This is a genomic window from Microbacterium sp. JAI119, from assembly GCF_013410135.1.
In the GTDB taxonomy this organism is placed as follows: domain Bacteria; phylum Actinomycetota; class Actinomycetes; order Actinomycetales; family Microbacteriaceae; genus Microbacterium; species Microbacterium oxydans.
The window spans coordinates 54,467-74,700 of record NZ_JACCCK010000004.1; the positions used below are offsets into that span (position 1 = coordinate 54,467).

General features: G+C 67.7%; 16 protein-coding genes. 5 read left to right on the top strand and 11 right to left on the bottom strand.

Translation table 11 applies throughout. From position 1 onward, the window contains the following. Positions 1-7 precede the first annotated feature (7 nt). Positions 8-766, bottom strand: a complete 759-nt coding sequence (locus HDC31_RS16360) for a TnsA-like heteromeric transposase endonuclease subunit (protein WP_198553656.1) — start codon at positions 764-766, stop codon at positions 8-10. A 264-nt stretch (positions 767-1,030) separates the two neighbouring features. Between HDC31_RS16360 and HDC31_RS16365 the strand changes: the two genes are divergently transcribed. Beyond that, positions 1,031-1,351, top strand: coding sequence for a hypothetical protein (locus HDC31_RS16365; protein ID WP_113681778.1), 321 nt, complete (start codon positions 1,031-1,033; stop codon positions 1,349-1,351). Between the two features lie 59 nt (positions 1,352-1,410). Here the strand turns inward: HDC31_RS16365 and HDC31_RS16370 are convergent, their stop codons facing one another. The 5 genes from HDC31_RS16370 to dnaB all read right to left on the bottom strand — a co-directional run bounded on the left by HDC31_RS16370 (position 1,411) and on the right by dnaB (position 7,587). After that, a complete protein-coding gene (locus HDC31_RS16370; RefSeq protein WP_101305224.1) occupies positions 1,411-2,181 on the bottom strand; it encodes a TatD family hydrolase in 771 nt (256 codons plus the stop codon). Next, complete coding sequence (locus HDC31_RS16375; RefSeq protein WP_101305223.1) at positions 2,178-3,467, bottom strand: 7-cyano-7-deazaguanine synthase; 1,290 nt, start codon at positions 3,465-3,467, stop codon at positions 2,178-2,180. Before HDC31_RS16375 ends, HDC31_RS16370 begins: the two co-directional genes overlap by 4 nt. After that, positions 3,464-3,892, bottom strand: a complete 429-nt coding sequence (locus HDC31_RS16380; protein ID WP_101305222.1) for a hypothetical protein — start codon at positions 3,890-3,892, stop codon at positions 3,464-3,466. Before HDC31_RS16380 ends, HDC31_RS16375 begins: the two co-directional genes overlap by 4 nt. Before the next feature lie 338 nt (positions 3,893-4,230). Next, complete coding sequence (locus HDC31_RS16385; protein WP_198553654.1) at positions 4,231-5,988, bottom strand: P-loop NTPase fold protein; 1,758 nt, start codon at positions 5,986-5,988, stop codon at positions 4,231-4,233. A gap of 222 nt (positions 5,989-6,210) precedes the next feature. Then, positions 6,211-7,587 carry a replicative DNA helicase gene (gene dnaB / locus HDC31_RS16390; protein ID WP_113681421.1) on the bottom strand — a complete coding sequence of 459 codons (1,377 nt, stop codon included), beginning with the start codon at positions 7,585-7,587 and terminating at the stop codon, positions 6,211-6,213. Positions 7,588-8,144: 557 nt separating this feature from the next. Between dnaB and HDC31_RS16395 the strand changes: the two genes are divergently transcribed. After that, complete coding sequence (locus tag HDC31_RS16395) at positions 8,145-9,161, top strand: hypothetical protein (RefSeq protein ID WP_061017469.1); 1,017 nt, start codon at positions 8,145-8,147, stop codon at positions 9,159-9,161. Between the two features lie 104 nt (positions 9,162-9,265). Next, on the top strand, positions 9,266-10,819 hold the full coding sequence (locus tag HDC31_RS16400; RefSeq protein ID WP_179516358.1) for a chaplin family protein: 1,554 nt from the start codon (positions 9,266-9,268) through the stop codon (positions 10,817-10,819). Positions 10,820-11,071: 252 nt separating this feature from the next. Here HDC31_RS16400 and HDC31_RS16405 read toward each other — a convergent pair whose 3' ends face one another. Then, positions 11,072-11,479, bottom strand: a complete 408-nt coding sequence (locus tag HDC31_RS16405) for a hypothetical protein (RefSeq protein ID WP_058631937.1) — start codon at positions 11,477-11,479, stop codon at positions 11,072-11,074. Positions 11,480-11,656: 177 nt separating this feature from the next. Further along, complete coding sequence (locus tag HDC31_RS16410; protein ID WP_179516359.1) at positions 11,657-13,792, bottom strand: CapA family protein; 2,136 nt, start codon at positions 13,790-13,792, stop codon at positions 11,657-11,659. Between the two features lie 370 nt (positions 13,793-14,162). Here HDC31_RS16410 and HDC31_RS16415 point away from each other — a divergent pair, with 370 nt between their 5' ends. After that, complete coding sequence (locus HDC31_RS16415) at positions 14,163-17,846, top strand: efflux RND transporter permease subunit (protein ID WP_113681417.1); 3,684 nt, start codon at positions 14,163-14,165, stop codon at positions 17,844-17,846. 13 nt (positions 17,847-17,859) lie between these two features. Here HDC31_RS16415 and HDC31_RS16420 read toward each other — a convergent pair whose 3' ends face one another. Further along, the gene (locus tag HDC31_RS16420) at positions 17,860-18,600 is read right to left on the bottom strand and encodes an alpha/beta fold hydrolase (RefSeq protein ID WP_113681416.1); all 741 of its coding nucleotides are present in this window, start codon (positions 18,598-18,600) and stop codon (positions 17,860-17,862) included. 73 nt (positions 18,601-18,673) lie between these two features. Between HDC31_RS16420 and HDC31_RS16425 the strand changes: the two genes are divergently transcribed. Beyond that, positions 18,674-19,372, top strand: coding sequence for a YafY family protein (locus HDC31_RS16425; RefSeq protein ID WP_179516360.1), 699 nt, complete (start codon positions 18,674-18,676; stop codon positions 19,370-19,372). A 71-nt stretch (positions 19,373-19,443) separates the two neighbouring features. On the opposite strand, the gene rplI is transcribed toward HDC31_RS16425, so the two are convergent. After that, a complete protein-coding gene (gene rplI / locus HDC31_RS16430) occupies positions 19,444-19,896 on the bottom strand; it encodes a 50S ribosomal protein L9 (RefSeq protein ID WP_045262454.1) in 453 nt (150 codons plus the stop codon). Between the two features lie 11 nt (positions 19,897-19,907). Beyond that, on the bottom strand, positions 19,908-20,162 hold the full coding sequence (rpsR, locus tag HDC31_RS16435; protein ID WP_017829850.1) for a 30S ribosomal protein S18: 255 nt from the start codon (positions 20,160-20,162) through the stop codon (positions 19,908-19,910). Positions 20,163-20,234: the final 72 nt, after the last annotated feature.

The window sequence follows — 20,234 nt, forward strand, 5'->3', positions numbered from 1 at the left end:
TGGTATCTCAGGCCCGCGTCACGATGCTCGTGGCGCTCAGAAGTCGAGTCAGGTCGGTGCTCAGCCGGCGAGCCCACAGCAGGTGCAGGACAAGCGCGCGTGCTGCGAGAAGCCCGCCGGCGACGGCCGGAATCGCGCGCACCGCCTCGCCGAACGCCATGGGCGATCTCAGCTCGCCGAGCGCGCCGGTGACGTCGCCGTCGGCGAACTGGAAGGGTCGGCGGTAGCCGGCAAGGAACTCGACGTTGCGTAGCAACACCTCATCCGGCTCGGATTGGACGCGGTACTCCCACCCGTGGGGTTCGATCACGCGCCGCGACCAGCTCAGCGAGTCACGCACCTTCGGGATGGTGAGCTTCGCGGCGGGCTTCACATCCACCACGCAGACGGTTTGGTCCGCGTGGACGATCAGATAGTCGGGAATGTGGCGACGGCGTGTGCCCTTGTCCTCCCCCTCGAGGAGGAACGGCTGAGACAGGATCCAGTCGACGCGAGGGTCGAAGTCGGCCAACAGCAGGTTCGCGTACTCGAGCCGCGACTCGTATCCGACATGCGATTGCATGGTTGCCGACCAGTAGCTGCCCGAGAAATGCCGCTGCCCCCGGTACCAGCGGAAATCACGCCACGGGACGGCGGCGTCGAAGACGCTCAATCGAGCTGACTGCAGCGGAACAACGTCCACCTCGCCACCCGCTTTGCGAACCATCAGCCCGACATCCGCCGGGAACGCTCCGCCCCGCGTCCCGAGTTGCTCGCGCTCCGTCATGAAGCCAGCGTGAGGGTCGAATCGGTCCGGGAGAATGCACGCTGCCGCCATAGATTCGCGAAATACGATTCAGGATCTCGCTCTTGCTATCACGGGTTAATTCGGTATATGCGAGTCACGAATACTAGTGAATGTGACATTCACTGTAGTGGACGTCACATAGATAACAAGTCACCGTCAGGGATACAAATATAGGGACCACAAAATCAACGCCCACAGGCCGGCCTGAAGCCCACGTCGGCCGCGTGTGCGACACTCAAGGACATGACCATGTTGGAGCCCATCGCGCCGGAGGAATCCCGGCTCGTCTTCGGCAACAGCTACATGTACAGCGTCATGGTCGAGATCGCCGGGCTACGCGGCGAGAAGTTCTCATCGAAGACGATCACCGACGCCACGCGGCTCTCCCCTGGCATCGTGCACCCACTGATCCAGAAGCTCCGCCGAGCGAACTTCATCGAGTTCGTCGAGCGCGTGCCCGGAGAGCGGACCATCCTGTACCGGGTCCGCGGGAATCCCTGGTGGAATGCGGCGAGCCAGTACGTGGAGGAGCAGAGCACGGCCGAGGAGCGTTCCGCGTCCTGACGGCGACGGTCACCTACGGGCTAGGCCCGCCCGACCGTCTGCGCGCGGAACCACGCGTCTCACCTCGCGGACTGGATCATTTGTCGAAGCGCGGCGGGGAGCAGGGAATCGACTCCTGTGTCGTCGACCAGCGCGGCGAAGTTCGACCAGACGACAGTACGGACAACCGCGGGCGCGAGGCCGAGCGCCCGCGCTATCCCGGCCTCGACCGGTTCCACCCGGCCTGGTCGGCGTGGGCTTTGGGAGAAACGATCACCGCTGGGATGATCGGTCTCGACAAGTAGACGTTCTCGCGGGATAGCTCGGAGCACGTCGGGCGAGCGGGTCATCGAATAGTTGACCGAGAAGTAGCAGCCCAACGCGACAGCCTCCCGAGTCTCTTCAGGCGTGCCCAACCACCAGTGCAGAACGGCCCCCGCACGCAGGTGAGATGCACGCAACACCTCAAGTACAGCGCTGGTCGCCCGGTAGCTATGAATTGAAGCGATCCGAGGGGAGGTCTCGACCGCCTTAACGATGCGTTCGAACGTCGCCCGCTGGGTGTCGCGTGGAACGCGGGACGCGCCATCGAGTCCCACCTCCGCAACATATGAGGTCGACTGGAGCATGGTCGCAAAGCGATCCGGATCGAATCCACGATCGGCGCCGACGAGACCCGGGTGACACCCCACCCCCCATACGCTGGCGCGATCCGAACGCGACTCCACTTGCGCGTATTCGTCGAGTGACCGGGTAGCGATCAGGACAACCGCGCCCAGCTTTTCAAGCTCGAACGGCGCGATGTCCAACGCGACGTGCGCGTGCGTGTCCAGGGGAGGTAGGCGTCTCATCCCAGATAGTTTTCCAACTCGGCCAAGCCCCGTGCGTATAGGGTCCGCGCGTCGGCGACGGTGAGGGCTGGGGGCAGTGGGGTTGTCATGAGGAAGCTCTCGTCCACGCCCGCATCGACGAAGTCTCGGACCGCGTTTTCGATCGACCGCTGCTCCGCATACTTCGCGAAGCGTCCTCCGCGGTCGGCGAGGTACGGGGTGGCATCGGAAAGATCTGCCGCGGCAAACGCGGCGCGACGAAGGACACAGCCGAAGCACTTTCCGCAGTGCGAACCACTGGCGACCTGACCCAAGTACTGCTGGTCGCTGTGCGAGCAGGAGTTCGTTGCGCTGAGGAATGCCGCGGCACGATCCGCGCCGACCAGCTCGACGACGCGTCGGTACTCATCGCCCTTCGTCAAGGCTTGGAAGGGATTCTCAATTTCGCCGTACCCGCCCAGATCTGTCAACAGTGAGCCCACGCGCCAGAGGAACCAAGGCTGCGTCGTGCGGGTCGACAATGCTCCCACCCGCTCTGGGCCAAGTGGGGGGTTGATGGAGGCGAAGCCGTTCTCGGCGATCCACAGGCCGCGGCCACTCTGGCTTGCCACTGCCAGCCCGAGCGCGAGGAACAGCAACGATCGCGAGCGGCTCGACGGTTCCCGTCGAAATCGTGTGCCGTTGAGGCGATGTGTTCTGCGTTGCAAATGCACCTGGTAATGGTGGATGGTCGTCCCGCTGAACAGCGCCTCCAGGGCGGCGGCGACACGCTGCTGCGGGGCGCTCGCTCCCGCACCCGAGCTTGAGTGGGAGACAAGCCGCTGCCCTTCCCCGGACCGGAGCGATGCCGCGGACACCAGCGCGCCGGATGCGGAGTCCGCGCCGCCGCTGACCAGAACCGTCCGAGCGGCCGTGTCGGGCACCAGCACACCACTCGTCTCGGAGGCGGCGAGTCGGGCGAACTGCAGAGTCCACCGGTCGCCGGTGAGGAACGCGAGCGTGCGTTCCAACTCCGCCGCGACGGCCTGCCACTTCTCCGCGTGGATCACCGGCACGGTCAAGACTAGGTCGCGCTGATTCCAGTTCGATCCACCCCGTTCACGTCTCACCGAATGGTCTGCGACATAGACGGTGAGGGCCACACGAACGAAGTCGGCATTGATCGAAGGAACTGTCCCGAGCTGGCGCAGGTCCGGTCGTAACCCCGTATTGAAGGAATCGCCCGGCGTGCCATCCCACAAAAACACCTCGTCCGCCCCGCTCTTGGCAGCATCCTCCCGGGACAGACACAGAGCGATGCTCGTCATGACTCATCCCCATAGATAGCAAGAAGATCCGTCACGCCTGTTTGGACCGCCGCGCTAATGGACGGGCCATCCAGAGTCACCGCGGCGACATCGAATCGCATCGCCCATGCCTTCGCGGCGAGTCGGATCTCATCCTCTGCGGAACGCCGAAGCGCAGCCCTCGGTTCTTGTCGAATCCGGTCGCCGACCTCCGTCAGGATGGAACGAGCGATCATCAACTCGACCGTGTGGCGCACGATCTGCGCCGGATCCCGCGGAGTCTCCAGCGTCCACGTCACGAGGTCTGCGACGATCAGTCGCGCCTCGCCATCGGCGATTGTACTGTCAGGTTCCGACTCGAACGCGGCCTCGACGATGCGCCGGCGCACCTCGAGCGGATCATCAAGGGCGCGAAGCTCATCGAGGTCGAGCCCGGCCGCCTCCAACGGTGCGCGCTCACCCCGCAAGTACGCGGTCGACAGAGTCGCAGCGCTGCCGGCTGGGCCGGCTACGCGTGCGGCCGAGCGCTGCGCGCCGCCGCTAGAACGGCCGCCACCGGAGCTCCCGGATCCTCCAGCGCGACCCGATCGGCCACCACCCGACGGGCCGGACCACAACCGCAACGCCCCGCCCACACGCTTCGGATCCAGGCGCCCGTCGATCGTCGGGCCGCCAGCTGCGGGAGCCGATGGCGCGGATGCGCTGTCAAGCCAGTCGCTCAGCGCATCCCTCAGTCCGGCAGCCGCTGCACCGCCGCCTCCCTTGTACACACCACTAGTTCCCATCAGGACGCCACCACCGGCCCGAGCAGCGATGTCAGCGCCTTCGAGGTGTCGGTATCGTCGGCACCCACCACGCGCCACCCCTCAAGGACATCGACGTACTGAGCTTCGATGGAACGGAACAGCATCACCGTCGAGGCATTCACATCGGTCGCGCGCAGCCGAGCCAGGGCGACGAGCGCCTCCTGCTGTACCGCCGGATGCAGTCGCGCCAGTGTGATGATCGCGTTCACCGCCGCGAACTGCACGCCCGGCTCGTCCTGGAGGCGTCGGCCGAGATGATCGAGCAGCACCGACACATCTCCCAGAGGCAAGGCCTGTAGCTCGTCCTGAGATACCGCCTCACGTTCGATCTGCGACCTTGACGCCAATGCCGCAGCGATATCCCGCAACTGTTCCGGAAGCCCCTCGTCGACGAGCAGCCGACCATGGAACGCCGCCGCAAGCGTCAAGTACCCGCCAGCCGCAGCCGCGTCGAGGGCAGGCGGAAGCTTGGCCCACCGGATCATGGTTGCCGAGAACGACTCTTCGTCGACACCTTCCCCATCATCTGCGTCCCCGCGATCGGCGGCGGCGCCGGACTCTGCGACCTCGGACAAACGCTCCAGCCGGGGACGCAGCACCCCCGCGCTCAGCCAACCGAGCAGAGTGTCGAAGTCGGTCGGCAACGTGCGCTCCAGCACCATGAGTTTCGCGACCGCATCCGGCGACAATGCAATCCCTCGCCGATCCGCGATCGACTGCCGGACGTTCAAGTCATTCATGAACCGCTTGATTCGACGCGGGTTCGCCTGCAACTTCTCATACAGAATCGGGGTCAACCTCGCCGCGCTCTGCATCGCAGACCGCAACGAACCATCCGCCGGCAGCTCCAGGTCATCGAGGCTCCCGGCAGCGACGCGCAGCTCACCACACGCCCGCACCAGCTCTGCGAACGCATCATCACTGCCGCACTCCTGCTTCGCCAGAAGTAGGAACAAGTATGCCCGCGTGTCGAACGCGCTCAATGCCGGAACTGGCACCGTCGTCTGCACGATCTTGTGGAGATACAAGCTCGCAACACTCTCTCGCCCGTCCCCGACAAGCGGTGTTCCAAGATGCATCCGAATCGCCTCCGCGACCCGCGCCTCATCCGCAGCCACGACGAAGCACATCCCCGGGACCGACAGGAACAAGCGGATCGTCTCGAGAGTCTCGACCACAGTCGGCGGTAGACATCGATCGAGGTCGTCGACCAACACGACGACTCGCGACACATGCGCCAACGCCGGGTCGGCCAGCAGCTTCTGGAACTCCTCCTTGAAAGACGCCATGCCCTTGGGCGAATCGAGTGACTCAGGGTCGTCGCTGACCAAGTCGAAGACGTCGTCCAACGACGGAAGCTGCAAGGTCAAAGCCGTTCGGGCCGCCATCTTCACAGCCTTGGACCAGTTGACACGCTTCACCAGCGCCTTCAGTGCAGTCAGACCCGCCGATCCCACAGGGTCGGACGCGTCAAACTCAGCACTCAACGCACCGAGGATCTCGGCTATCAAACTCTCTTTGGCGCCCACTGCCGGGTCGTACTGCCAAGGGTTCGACCGAACCACGACAACCACTTGACCATCCACGTTCTCCGTGGCGATCCGATTTTCAATCAGATGCAGCACCGTCGTCTTGCCGCTACCCCAAGCGCCCTCAAGACCGAGAGCAACTGGATCCAGCTCACCGTCGAATAGCGCATCGACCACGGTGTCCGCGATCGCATCGAACGACAGCAAGTCTGTCGCCGATGGCTCATCCGACCACAACCGAAAATCTGACCCCACAACAACCCCCAGTGCTTCGCAACTCAACCCAGGCCAGCGTTCCGACCCTACGGACTGGAACCGACTCCCTCCCCAGAACCACACGCCTCAGCCACAAGCGCGTGTCCACGGCACTTGGCAGAGATGCCAAGTGCCTGCCAACTACCCGTGGAATATGTCATTTCGGCGTGGAACCTACAAGTTGAAGTCGCCGCCGGGAGCCATGTCGGCGAAGCGCGAGTAGTGCCCCTGGAACGCGACCGTGATCGTCGCGGTCGGACCGTTACGGTGCTTGGCGACGATCAGGTCGGCTTCACCGGGACGCACGTCCTTGTCGTAGACCGAGTCGCGGTGCAGCAGGATGACCATGTCGGCGTCCTGCTCGATCGAGCCGGACTCTCGCAGGTCGCTGATGGCGGGCTTCTTGTCGGTGCGCTGCTCCGGACCACGGTTCAGTTGAGACAGGGCGATGACCGGAACCTGCAGCTCCTTGGCGATGAGCTTGAGGCTTCGCGAGAACTCCGAGACCTCCTGCTGACGCGACTCGACGCGCTTGCCCGAGGTCATGAGCTGCAGATAATCGATGATGACCATGCGCAGGCCCTCGCGCTGCTTGAGGCGACGGCACTTGGCGCGGATCTCGACGAGCGTCATGTTGGGGCTGTCGTCGATGTAGAGCGGAGCGTCGTTGATGCGTCCTCGCGTGGCGGCGACCGTGGTCCAGTCGCGCGGGTCGAGATTTCCCTTTCGCATGTTCTGCAAGGGGATGGCACCTTCGGCGCTGAGCAGACGCATGGCGATCTCGCTCTTGCCCATCTCGAGCGAGAAGAAGACGGAGGGGAGGTTGTGACCGATGGACGCCGCCCGCGCGAAGTCGAGCGCGAGCGTGGACTTACCCATGGCGGGTCGAGCGGCGACGACGATCATCTGACCACCGTGCAGGCCGTTGGTGAGCTCGTCGAGCTCCTTGAAGCCGGTCGGCACCCCGGTCATCGACCCGTCGCGACCGCTGGCAGCCTCGATCTCTTCGAGCGCGGCATCGACGGCGATCTGCAGCGGCACGTAGTCTTCGGCTGTCTCGGATCCGGTGATCGAGTAGATCTCGGCCTGCGCGTTGTTGACGATGTCGGTCGCATCGCCCTCACCGGCGTAGCCGAGCTGCACGATGCGGGTGCCGGCGTCGACGAGGCGGCGCAGGATGGCGCGCTCCGAGACGATACCGGCGTAGTAGCCGGCGTTCGCGGCCGTGGGGACGATCGACGTCAGCGTGTGCAGGTAGTCGGCGCCGCCGGCGCGACCGAGCTCGCCGGTCTTGATGAGCTCATCGGTGACGGCGACGACGTCGGTGGGCTCGCCGTGCGAATACAGCGACAGGATCGCTTCGAAGATCAGCTCGTGCTTCGGGATGTAGAAGTCGGCGCCCTTGAGGGTCTCGATGACATCCGCGACCGCGTCCTTCGACAGGAGCATTCCGCCCAGGGCGCTCTGCTCGGCGAGGAGATCGTGGGGAGGCGTGCGCTCCGGCGCGCGCTTCGCGCCCATGCGCTCCTCTGAGATGTCGGCGATCGACACAGTCTTCCCTTCGATGCGACGTTTCCGATGCGATGTCGTGGTGCGACGTCCGGGGGCGGGCCCCTCGGGTCTCGGCGCTCACGCCGTCCTGAACAGCAGAACAGAGGCTTCCGACATTCGGTCGCTCGCCCACGCTACGAGCGACTGTTTCCCCATGCAAGACGGCCTGTGGATAACTCTGTGGAGAGCGTGCGAACAAGCCTGGAGTGTCTGTGCACAACGGGTGTGGATAACCCCGTGGAGGAGCGCGTATCCAAACTTTTTTATCGCCTTTGAACAGGCTTTTATCGATTCCCCAGGCTGTGGATGAAAATCAGTTTAAATCGGGCGTTGAAGGTTGCCCTCTGCGCGTTCGGGATGTGTAGAACCTGGGGAAAGTCAAGCCGGGATTTCCTCGGGCGCGTCACGCGCTGACATCCGCAGAAACTCGCGGATAACCCCCTAGACAGATCACCTTCGCGCGAGTATCGTCACCCGCAATCGACGCACCTGCGTCGACAGGCGTTGCCTTCTGAGGGGGAGGCACACGTGCTTGGCCTTCTGAGGGGGAGGTTTACGTGGACGCTCGAGCCACCCGACGCGGCATATCTGCCGGCGTCTTCTGGGGTGGCATCGGCGTGCTCGCGTTGACGACGCTCGCCGTGCTCTTCGCGGGCGGGTCCGCGCACGCGGACGAACAGGAAGACGGCCCCCTCGACGGACTCACCACACTGGTCAGCGAGACGGTGTCCACCGTCACGACCCCCGTGGCTCCGGTGGTCACGCAGGTGGTCGCTCCCGTGGTCACTCAGGTGGTCGCCCCCGTGCAGCAGGCCGCCCCCGCCGTGGTCGCCGCCGTCACGCAGCCGGTCACGAGTGCACCGGTCGTCGGGCCGACAGTGGCACCCGTCGTGAACGCCGTGACCGAGACGGCGGCCACCGTCGTCGCCCCGGTCACCGATACCCTCACCGGAGCACCGGTCTCGCAGATCACCGACCCGGTTCTCGAGGCCGTGTCCGGCATCCCCGTCGTCGGCGGACTCGCCTCCGACCTCGGCCTGATCTCGGCGGTCGGCGACGTGGTCGATGTCGTCGACGACACCACGGCCCTCCTCGGGAACGTGACGAACGAGATCGTCCCTCCCGTACTGGAAGCCATCGACCCGACGAATCCTCCGACGACCCAGGAACCGATCCAGGAACCAGGAGAGGTCTCCGGCGTCATCGCCGAACCCGCGGTCGTGGCGGCCGCCGTCCTCGCGACGCAGCCTGCCGCAGCGACACCATCAGGGACACCGACCTCGGGGTCCGCCCCCGTGGCACCTCCATCGACCCTGCGCTCAGCGATCGAGAGCACCACCGCTGCCCTCGACCACACCACTCCTGTGCCCGCGGGGTCTCCGCCCGGAGGCCCACTCGGCACCGCGGTTCCCGCGTCTTCCTCTGCCGGTTCCGGCGGCGGAAGCGGCACGTCCCCCGCGCGTCTCAGCGACGCGAACGCTTCTCCGCTCCGTGCTGGCGAGCGGACCTCCGGCGCTTCCGACGACGAGGTACCCTCCTCGCCGGTCGCCGACACCGACGTCTCTCCTGACTGACGGATCGTCACGTCGTTCCTTCCGAGGAACGACAGATGCCGTGCTGCACGCGCACTCCGATCGCGTGCACCCATCAGACGATCCACCCAGTCAGGAGAACCATCATGCGTACTTCCTTGAAGCGGGCCCTCTGGGGCACGCTCATCGCCGGGGGCATCACGCTCTTCGGCGCGACGGTCGCGAACGCGGCCGAAACGACCGGAGACGACGGACTGCTCTCCGGAACCCAGGCGGAGACGGCGATCACCGCCCCGGTCTCCGTCGTGAACAACGCCATCTCCGTGGTGAGCGACGCCGTCGTGTCGAGCCCGCCAGCCCCTGCGCCGGCGCCCGCCCCGGCGCTTGCACCCGCTCCGGCACCTGCACCTGCACCCGCTCCGGCACCTGCCGAGACGAGCGGCGAGTCGGGGACGGCGTCCGGTACTCAGGCCGCCGTCACCGTCAACCTTCCCGTGACCGTGTCGAACAACGCCGTGAGCGTGACCGACACGTCGACGACCAGCGCCCCGGCCGGGGCTCCCCAGAGCTCGGCTCCCCAGACCGACACATCGGCCGGGGCGCCTCTCGTGACCACGAACGGCGTGGACGGAGTGCTCTCGGGCACCCAGGCACTGCTCGCGATCAACGCGCCGATCACCGTGACGGGCAATGCCGTGTCGGTTCTCGGCGACACCGAGAGCACGGCTCCGACCGGGCAGGGAGCCGCAGCACCGGCGCCCTCCACCCCGACCGGATCGACGACGTCCGGTGAGGACGGCGTCGGCAGTGGCACACAGGTCATCGCGCCCGTCACGGCACCCGTCACGGTGTCGGGCAACGCGATCTCCCTGCTCGGCGACACGAGCTCGACGGGCGCCGGCACCGCCGGTCCGTCTGGCTCGTCCGCTCCGGCCACGTCGGCGGGCACCTCGGGCGACGACGCGATCCTCGGCGGCACGCAGGCGACCGCGTCCGTCACGGCACCCGTCACGGTGTCGGGCAACGCGATCTCCCTGCTCGGCGACACCTCGTCCACGGGCAGCGGAGCGGCTGCGACCGCATCCCCCGCTCCCGCGACCGGAGGCAACACCACCACCGGAACCGACAGCGTCCTCGGCGGCACCCAGATCACCGCACCCGTCACCGCCCCGATCGGCGTGACCGGCAACGCGATCTCCGTCCTCGATGACGCCACCGTCACCCGCACCGGAACCGGCGGGACCACCACTCCCGCCCGGGCCACCGGAGGCAACACCACCACCGGAACCGACGGCATCCTCGGCGGCACCCAGGTGGCGCTGCCGGTCAACGTGCCGATCACGCTCGGCGGCAACGCCATCTCCGTGATCGGCGGGGCCACGGTGACCGATCCCGGCACGGGAACCGACCCCGGTACGGACCCAGGAACGGACCCAGGCACGGATCCCGGAACGGACCCCGGAACGGATCCCGGCACCAACCCGGGCACCGACCCCGGCACCATCCCGGGCACGAACCCCGCCAGCTCGACCCCCGGCACGTCCGGAGCCGCTTTCGCCTCGGGCGCAGCGACCACCGGCCAGGCCCACGGACTCGCGATGACGGGTGGAGCGCCCGCTGAAGGACTGATCGCCCTCGCCGCGATCCTGCTTCTCCTCGGAGGCGCTGGACTGCTGCGACGCCGCCGGCTGACGGCGTAGCGATGACGCCGGCGGTGCGCTCGTCCTCGGGGGAGGAGACCCGCACCGCCGGTGCGCCGCTGCGTCCACCCCATACGTCGACGGAGTCGTAGCCCCCAGCTCACACCGTCGTTCGACGCCGGCGCAGAAGGGCGGATGCCCCGTGGAATCCCCACCCACGGGGCATCCGTCGCGCCCGGAAGCTGGTTATCGGCGTGCCGGCCGGGAGTGCGGACGGATGCCCGGGCGGTTCATGCGCTCCCGCGCGATGGTTCAGAGCAAGGCGCCCAGGCGACGAGCGAGGACATCGGCCTGCTGCTCGGCGATCTCGTCTGCACCCGGTTCGTCCGGCTCGAAGCCGCTGATACCCGCATGCATGAGCACTCGCGCCTGGGCGGGGCGCCGGAGCTGATCGAACGACATCGGAAGGGCGGTGCAGCGGGAGTCTCCGCTCAGCAGATGCGCGAGTTCGTGGACGACCACATGCAACCGGTACCAGCGCGGGTCGGAAGCCCGGACGGGGATCCTGGCGCGATCACCCTCCACCAACACGTGCCTGGGCGTCGCCTGCCATTCCGCCTCACCGAGAACCTGCACTTCGATATCGATCCCCATCATGGCGGAGACCCGATCCGTGACGCATTGCACGCTCGCCCCGCACTCGACCTCCAACTCATCCATAAGCCGATCCGCTGGGCTTCGACCACTCACGATTTCCCTCACCCCTCGCAATGCCCGGCCCCCTTTCGACCGAGCAACCCTCACACCTGAGAGATGGAACGGGAGGTCGGATCATTACGCCGAACCGGGGAGACTTTCGTCCAGTCTTCGACGACCTTCGACCAGCCCCGACGCGCGCTATGGCACCTGGAGCACACCGCCCTCGTCGATGAGCGCCGCCGTGTCGGGGAAGTCACGCCGACTCCGCTCGTTCATCAGGTCGGTCACCCGACCGGTCGAGTCGGGATGCGGCGCGCCACCGTCGAACTCGAACCGCACGGGTCGCACCCGCCCGGCCACGAGGCTGCCGTCCGCTCGCAGCCGGACGGAGAGATAGGCGCCGTAGCGTGTCTCCTCCTCGGCGCCGAACACTCCCCCGCCCCCGAAGTTGCCCAGGCTGTAGGCGATCAGACACCCGCGGTAGAACTCCGCCCCGCGGAGCACATGCGGGCCATGTCCGATCACCAGATCGGCGCCCGCGTCGACCGCTGCGTGCGCGAACGCGATCGGGTCTCCCCTGTTCTCGCCGTACATGAACTCGGTGCTCGGTGTCACCGCGTCGGCGCCGGGGCCCTCCGCCCCCATGTGCGCATGCACGACCACGATGTCGGCCTGCGCCGCAGCAGCGCGCACCAGCTGCCGCACGTGCCGCAGGTCGGTGATGCGGTTGAAGCCGCTGTAGGGCGCGAATCCGACCATCGCCACCGAGGTGCTCCCGACGCGGGTGACGACGATCTCGTCGCGCTCCCCCACGGCGTCGATCCCCACCGCACGCAGGAGCGTCCTCGTCTCGTCGAAACCCGTCCTCCCGTAGTCGTGGCTGTGGTTGTTGGCCTGGTTGAGCAGGTCGAAGCCCTGCAGGTGGGCGGCGGCATCGGGATCGCTCCGGAACGCCAGGCAGCTCGCGCTGCGGCCGCACTTGTCGTACCCGGTCTCCGCGCTGATCGCCTGTTCGAGGTTCCCCGTGACGATGTCCTCCGTGAACCACGGCCGGACATCGTCGAAGTATGCCCGGCCGCGATCATCCGGCACGGCGTGCTGCACGTCGTAGAGGAGGACGTCCCCGACCGCTCCGATGCTCACCTCCCCCGAGCGCGTCGCAGACGAAGCGCGCGCCTCTGACGTGCGCGCCGGGAACGCCGCCGCCGCGCTCAGCCCGACGGCGATGGCGACCAGCACCAGCACCGCCACCGGAGTGCGCCAGGGGATGCGCGGGCGAGCGGCACCACTCTTCCGGTCGGCCCGCAACCGGGGAAGATCCCAGAGCCAGGACAGCCCATCGCGCTCCGTGAGCCGCGCGAGGAAGACGCAGGCCGCCACGAGTGCACCCGTCAGCAACGGCGGGAGCACCAGCGCGCCCACGAGCTGTGCGGCGCTCCCCGCGTCGGACAGGGGACCCACCAGTGCGGCATCCGCGAGCACCAGGAGCGGCATGTGGAGGAGGTAGACCGGCAGGGTGCGTGCCCCCAGCCATGTCAGCCCTCTCCCCAGCAACGGCACCCCCGGGAGCAGGGTCGCGACGGCGAGACCCATTGTCACTCCGACGAACGACACGATCGGCCAGACGCCGGGCACCTGCTCCGCGCCCGTCACTCGCATCACGGCGTAGGCGGCAAGGTAGGCGAGCAGGAGCACCCCTGCCGCGAGACGCCGCGGCCGTGCCGTGAAACGACCGATCCGCGGCGCGAGATAGGCCCCGACCAGGAAGAACAGCAGGTTGTAGAGGAGCGAGCCTCGATTGCTCACCACGTCGACCACGCCGGCGGCGACTGTGACAGACAGCGCCGATGCGGCGACCAGGAGCGTCCAGTGCGGAAGACGCTGCAGCCCCTTGGCCACGAGGAAGTACAGCGCGAGCGCGTAGAGGTACCAGGTGTTCGGCGGGCTGATCGTCACCCCTTCGACGAACTCGGACACGCTGCGGGGAACGAACGTGGGGAAGTCGGGGAACGCCCACATCGCGAGCATGTGGATGAGGGTCCACACCAGATAGAGGTAGACGAAGCGCACGACCCGAGGTCGCCACACGGCAGCCCATGGCCGCGCCAGTGCACCGGCGGCGAAGTAGCCGGAGACGAGCAGGAACAACGGCATCAGGAACGGCCAGATGAGATCGCTGGCGAGTCCCCAGACACCGGGGATCGGGATGCCGATGCGCCAATCGACCTGCAGGTACGTCTTCAGCACGACGTGCCAGAAGACCACCAGGACGATCAGCAGCCCCTTCGCGGCATCTCCCCACGCCGCCCGCGGTGGCGACGAGACCACGGTCACGCGCGGAGGCCGGTTCGGCGACGAGACGTGGGGTTCACCAGGAGAGCACTCATGCCTTCGAGCCAAGCGCAGCCGATGTTGCGGGAGTGTATGCAGAACCGCATACGTTCCCGCAACCGTGCTCTTCCCGGCCGATCATCGTCCCGCGGGATGACCGGTATCAGCCCTCGGGGGGATGTCCCGGTGCGGCCGAACCGGCAGGCTCGAAGCATCGACCGTGTCGCCGCTGCGCAGTCGCCTCTCATCGATCTGTGCAGGAACCGGGCGGGAACCGGTACGGCCCGACGACTGGCGGCTGCCCGCCGGCCGCACCCGCCGCGCGTCCGCCTGTCCGTCCGTCGCGCCTCACACGAAAGCACGCCACCGCGCCATGTCGTTCCTCACCCGCAGCAGTCTCAAGAACCGCCTCATCCTCTCGCTCGCGACGCTCGCGATCGTCGCCCTCGGGCTGATATCGATGAACTCGCTCAAGCAGGAGCTGATGCCGTCGCTGCAGGCGCCCATGGCTTTCATCTCGGCGCAGTCGCAGGGTCTTGCCCCCGAGGAGATGGCGAGCACCATCACCGAGCCGCTGGAGCAGGCGGTCCGCGCCGTACCCGGCGTGACCAGCGTCACCTCGACGACGGCGACCGGCGACGCGCAGGTCCTCGTCGAGTGGACCTTCGGCGAAGACGACGAGGAGACGTTGCGCACCATCCGCAGCGCGGCGGAGTCCCTGAAGCCCGGCTTCCCCTCCGGCACCGAGGTGAACGTGGCCTCGGGGGGCGCGGGAGACCTGCCCGCGATGGTGCTGAGCGCGGGGACCAGCGGCGACCAGGAGGCCTTCGGGGACGCCCTGCAGCAGACCGTCGTCCCGGCGCTGAAGACCGTCTCAGGTGTTCGCGACATCACGCTCGCCGGTCAGGAGACGCAGCGCATCACGATCGACCTCCGCTCCGCAGACGTCACCCGCCTCAAGGTCGAGCCCTCCACACTCGGACCGCTCCTGGAGGCCCACGGAGCGGCGCTCCCCGCCGGCCAGGCGGATTCGGCCGAGGGCCCGCTCTCGATCACGGTCGGATCCCGGCTGGCGACCCTGGAGGACATCCAGACCCTCTCCGTCCCCACCCCCGACGGCGCGGTCGCGGTGGCCGACTTCGCCGACGTCTCGATCGAGACGGTTCCGGCGCAGACCATCTCGCGCGTCAACGGCAAGCCCTCCCTCACGCTCCAGGTCATCCCCTCTCAGGGCGCCAACGTCGTCGACATCTCGCACGGCGTGAACGCCGAGCTCGACCGGCTCGCACCGATCCTGGACGCCGAGTTCGTCACCATCTTCGACCAGGCGCCCTACATCGAGCAGTCGATCCACGACCTCTCCGTGGAAGGCGGTCTCGGCCTGCTGTTCGCGGTGCTCGTGATCCTGGCCTTCCTGCGCTCATGGCGCTCGACGATCATCGCGGCGGTCTCGATCCCGCTGTCGCTGCTCATCACTCTCGTGGGCCTGTGGTGGAGCGGCAACACTCTCAACATCCTGACCCTCGGCGCGCTCACGATCGCGATCGGACGCGTGGTCGACGACTCGATCGTCGTGATCGAGAACATCTCGCGGCGACGCGGCGATGGTCCGCTCACGATCGACGGCATCGTCGCATCCGTGCGGCAGGTCGCCGGCGCCATCACCGCATCGACGCTCACCACCGTCGCGGTGTTCCTTCCGATCGCGTTCGTCTCGGGTATCGCCGGTCAGCTGTTCCGCCCGTTCGCTGTGACCGTCTCGATCGCCCTGCTCGCGTCGCTCGTGGTGTCGCTCACCATCGTGCCCGTGCTCGCCTCGTGGTTCTTGAACAAGGCACCCCGACACCGGACGTCGACCCCCGAGGGGGCGCAGCCCTCGTCGGCGGAGTCGGTCGAGGACGGCAGTACTGCCGCCGCGGCGACGACGACAGCGGTGACGGCAGCGCTCGGGACGGCCTCCTCCTCCGCCGAACCCGCCCGCGAGAGCGACATCCCGTCGGAGCTCGACGAGATCCACTCCGCTCCGGACCGCCTGCAGCGCACGTTCATGCCGGCCCTCAACGCGACCCGTCGGCACCCGGTGATCACACTCGTGGCCTCCGCGCTGCTGCTGGTCGTGACCCTCGGCATGACCCCGTTCATCCAGACGGACTTCCTGGGGTCGTCCGGCCAGGCGAGCCTCCAAGTCGTGCAGACCCCGCCGAAGGAGGCCACGGCCGATCTGGTCGCCGCGGCGGAACCCGTCGAGAAGACGCTCGGGAAGATCGACGGGATCGCCGACATCACCACGTCGATCCCGGTGCCGACCCCCGGCACACCCACCTCGATCACGTACGACCTCCGCGTGGAGGACGGCGCCGAGGTCGCGGATGTCGAAGCACAGGTGCAGAAGGCCCTCGACGGGCTGCCCGACAGCGGAGAAATCGAGCTCGCCGCGCAGGACGCCTCCCTGGCGGGGGCGAGTGACGGCATCGCCCTCCAGATCCAGGGCAACGACCCCACCGCGCTGCGGACGGCGAGCGACCTGCTCGAGAAGCAGCTGGCCGACGCCGACGGAGTGCGCTCCGTGAAGAGCGAGCTGTCCGGTGAACAGCCGGTGCTGCGCGTGAAGGTCGACGAGCCTCTGGCCACGCGCCTCGGATTCGACCGCTCCATGATCGCCAAGGCCGTTCAGGAGGCGCTGTCCGGAACCACGGTCGGCACCCTCATGTACGAGGGCCAGGAGCGCGACATCGTCGTGCGCACGCCGGGATCGGCACGCACCGCCGACAAGCTCGGTGAGATCATGCTTCCGGTCACGCCCCAGCAGACCGCCGAAGCGCAGAAGGCGGCAGCGGACGCCCTCCAGGCCAAGGCCGATGCGAAGGCGAACGAGGCCAAGGTCAAGGCGGAGAACGAACTCAATTCGCAGATCAACACGGCCACGAAGCAGCGCGCGGAGATGGCCGGCCAGATCGGTGCCCTCAACCGTCAACTGGCCGAGCTGTCGGCAGCACCCATCGTTCCGGCGGACCCGCTGAGCCCCGACGACGAGGCCATGTTCAAGGCCCAGACGGAGCGCGCAGAACAGCTCGCCGCACTCCAGAGTGCGATCGACGGCGCGCAGTCCGGGATCACGGCCGCCGACGAGCAGATCAAGGCCCTGCGTCAGAGCCGCTCCGACGCCGCCGCCCAGCAGGCCGAGGCCGAGGCAGCCGAGGCCGAGCAGAAGGCGGCCGCCGAGGTCACCGGCACCGCGATCCCGCTCGCCGCGATCGCCACGGTCGAGGAGGAGCTCACTGCTCCGACCATCACACGCGCCGATGGTGAGCGCCAGGTCACGCTCACGGTGACGCCGGAGAAGGGCGGGCTGTCCGCCGCCGGACTGGCCATCGACAAGGCCATCGCCGAGACCGACCTGCCGGCAGGGGTCACCTTCGAACAGGGCGGCGCGTCGGCGCAGCAGGACGAGGCGTTCAGCCAGCTCGGTCTGGCGATGCTCGGCGCCATCGTGCTCGTGCTGCTGGTGATGGTGGCGACGTTCCGCAACTTCCGTGGTCCGCTCGTGCTGCTCATCTCGATCCCGTTCGCGGCGACCGGGGCGATCCTCGGGCTGCTCCTCACCGGTACTCCGATGGGCCTGCCCGCGCTGATCGGACTGCTGATGCTGATCGGCATCGTCGTGACGAACGCGATCGTGCTCATGGACCTGGTGAACCGCCTCCGCGAGGCGGGCGCGAGTCTCGACGACGCCGTGGAGCACGGCACGCGTCTGCGACTCCGTCCGATCCTGATGACGGCGGCCGCCACGGTGTTCGCCCTGATCCCGATGTCCCTCGGGCTGACCGGTGGCGGCGTGTTCATCTCGAAGCCCCTCGCGATCGTGGTGATAGGCGGGCTCGTGTCCTCGACGCTGCTCACGCTCGTGCTCGTGCCGATCCTCTACACACTGGTGGAGCGCCGGCGGGACCGCCGCATCGCGAAGCGCGCGGAGCGACGCGCACGGCGCGAGGAACGTCGTGCCGCGGCAGCCGAGACTCCGACCGACATCTTCGAGGTCGCAGGCGAGCGCGAGTAGCGCTCCGACTCGATCAGCTGGTCCGGGCGGCCGCCGCCCGGACCAGCTCGGCGAGGTCGCCCGGCCGGCTCCACATGGGCCAGTGCCCCGTGGGGAGGTCGATCATGTCGACGTCCATCAGATGGGCGACCTCCGCGAACATCGGATGACCCGCTTGCGCCAGCTCCCGCACCTGCCCGCTCCGGATCGAGCAGCACACCAGGGTGGTGGGTACGGCACGACGGTCGTCGTTCACGAGCTCGACGGACTGGCGCAGCACGGGGCCCGGCTCGGGGACGGCCTGTTCACGGAAGCGGGCGAGCATCTCTGGGCTCAGGCCTTCCAGGCTCGCCTGCTGCCCGAGCACGTCGAAGGGCAGAAGGGGAAGCTCGTCCACGTCGTGCGGCAGGTCGGGCGCGAACACACTCCCGGATGCGACCGGTCCCGAATCGACCCAGACGACGCGTGCCACCAGCTCAGGGTGCCGATCGAGGATCAGGCTGACCGGAGCATTCGCACCGCTGTGCGCGACGATCACTGCGCGCCGTTCCGCCGAAGCCCCGAGTCGGACGAGCTCTTCGCGGATACCCTCCGTCTGGTCGTCGAGGGTCCTCGCGGCGCGGTCGGGGTCGTCCGCGTCGAGGCCGGGCAGCGTCATCGCGGACGCGCGAGTGCCGTCATCGTCCAGGTGCGGGAGGACCTCGTCCCACGCCCACGCCCCCAGCCAATGTCCGGCGATGAGAAGGATGGTCGGGCTGCTCTTCGTGTGTGTCATGCCACCAGCCTGCGCTGCACGGCAGACAGGTGTGTGTCACTATCTATGTCATGAATTCCGTGATGGTCCGCCCGTGAAACGTGCGGAGCGACTGCATGCCCTGTCGGAGATGCTGCGCCGCAGCGGTTCGCGGGGCGTGTCGGCCGAGCGTCTGGCGCGCGAGTTCGAGGTCTCCGTGCGCACCGTCAAGCGCGACCTGGCCGCTCTCGGGCGCAGCGGCGCGCCGCTGTGGTCACGCCCCGGCCCGGGTGGGGGCTACGGGCTGGCGGCGGGCGCATCCCTGCCACCCGTGACGCTCTCGCCCGCGCAGGCCGTAGCCCTGATGGCGGCCGTATCGGCGAGCCCGGATGCCCCGTACGGCGATCTGGCCGCAGCCGCCGTGAGCAAGATCATCGACGTCCTCGACCCGCGCACCCGCGCCGGTGCGGACGAGCTCGCCCGCCGCGTCTGGGTCGACGCACCCCCGTCGCCGTCGCGCGCGGTCCGGTCGGCGCTGGAGGAGGCTATGTCGGAGCAGCGCGTCGTGCGCATCCGCTACACCTCGGGAGACGGCGTCGCGACCACCCGAGACGTCGAACCCGTGTTGTTCGCCTCCACAGGTGGGCAGTGGTACCTGGTCGGCTGGTGTCGACTGCGCGATGCCATCCGGTGGTTCGCCGTCTCGCGCGTCGAACGAGCCAGCGTGACAGCGGCGGCCTGCACCGGCCACACCGTCGACGAGGTCGGAGATCCCCCGGCGAACGCCAGACCCGTGCACGGCCGCGACCTCTGAGGCGACGTTCCCTCATCCGAGGATGCAGAAAGCCCCCCGTCCCGAAGAACAGGGGGCTTTGCCGCGTGTGCTTACTTGGCGGCGATGACCTGCAGCGTGATGACTGCGGTGACATCGTCGTGCAGACGCACGGTCGCCTCGTGCTCACCGGTCACCTTGATGGGCGACGGGATGTGCACCTTGCGCTTGTCGATCGAACCCAGGCCCGCGGCTGCGACAGCATCCGCGACGTGGTCGGTCTTGACGGAGCCGAAGAGACGACCCTCCTTGCCGGCCTTGACCGTGAGGCGCACCTTGGTGCCCTCGAGAGCGTTCTTCAGTGCGACAGCGTCGTCACGATCGTGGATCGCGCGTGCCTGACGCGCGGCCTGGATCGAAGCGACCTGCTTTTCGCCACCGCGGGTCCACGCCGTAGCGAAGCCCTGCGGGATGAGGAAGTTACGGGCGTACCCGTTCTTGACCTCGACCACGTCACCGGCGCTACCGAGCCCGGCGACCTCGTTCGTGAGAATCAGCTTTGCCATCTCGATACCCCTTACCGGCCGGCGCCAGCGTAGGGCAGGAGCGCCATTTCGCGCGCGTTCTTGATCGCCGTGGCGATCAGACGCTGCTCCTGCACCGAGACACCGGTGATACGACGGGCGCGGATCTTGCCGCGCTCCGAGACGAACTTGCGGAGGGTGGCGACATCCTTGTAATCGATGACACCGACCCGGATGGACTTCGCGGGAGCGGTGGGCTTGCCACCCTTCCGCGGCTTGCGGCGGTCGCCGCTCGACTTTCCAGCCATAGTTTTTCCTTAGTGATGAGCGGCCCTTCGACGAGCTCAGGGACCCAGGGGTCCAGCTCAGGGCCAGAGAAG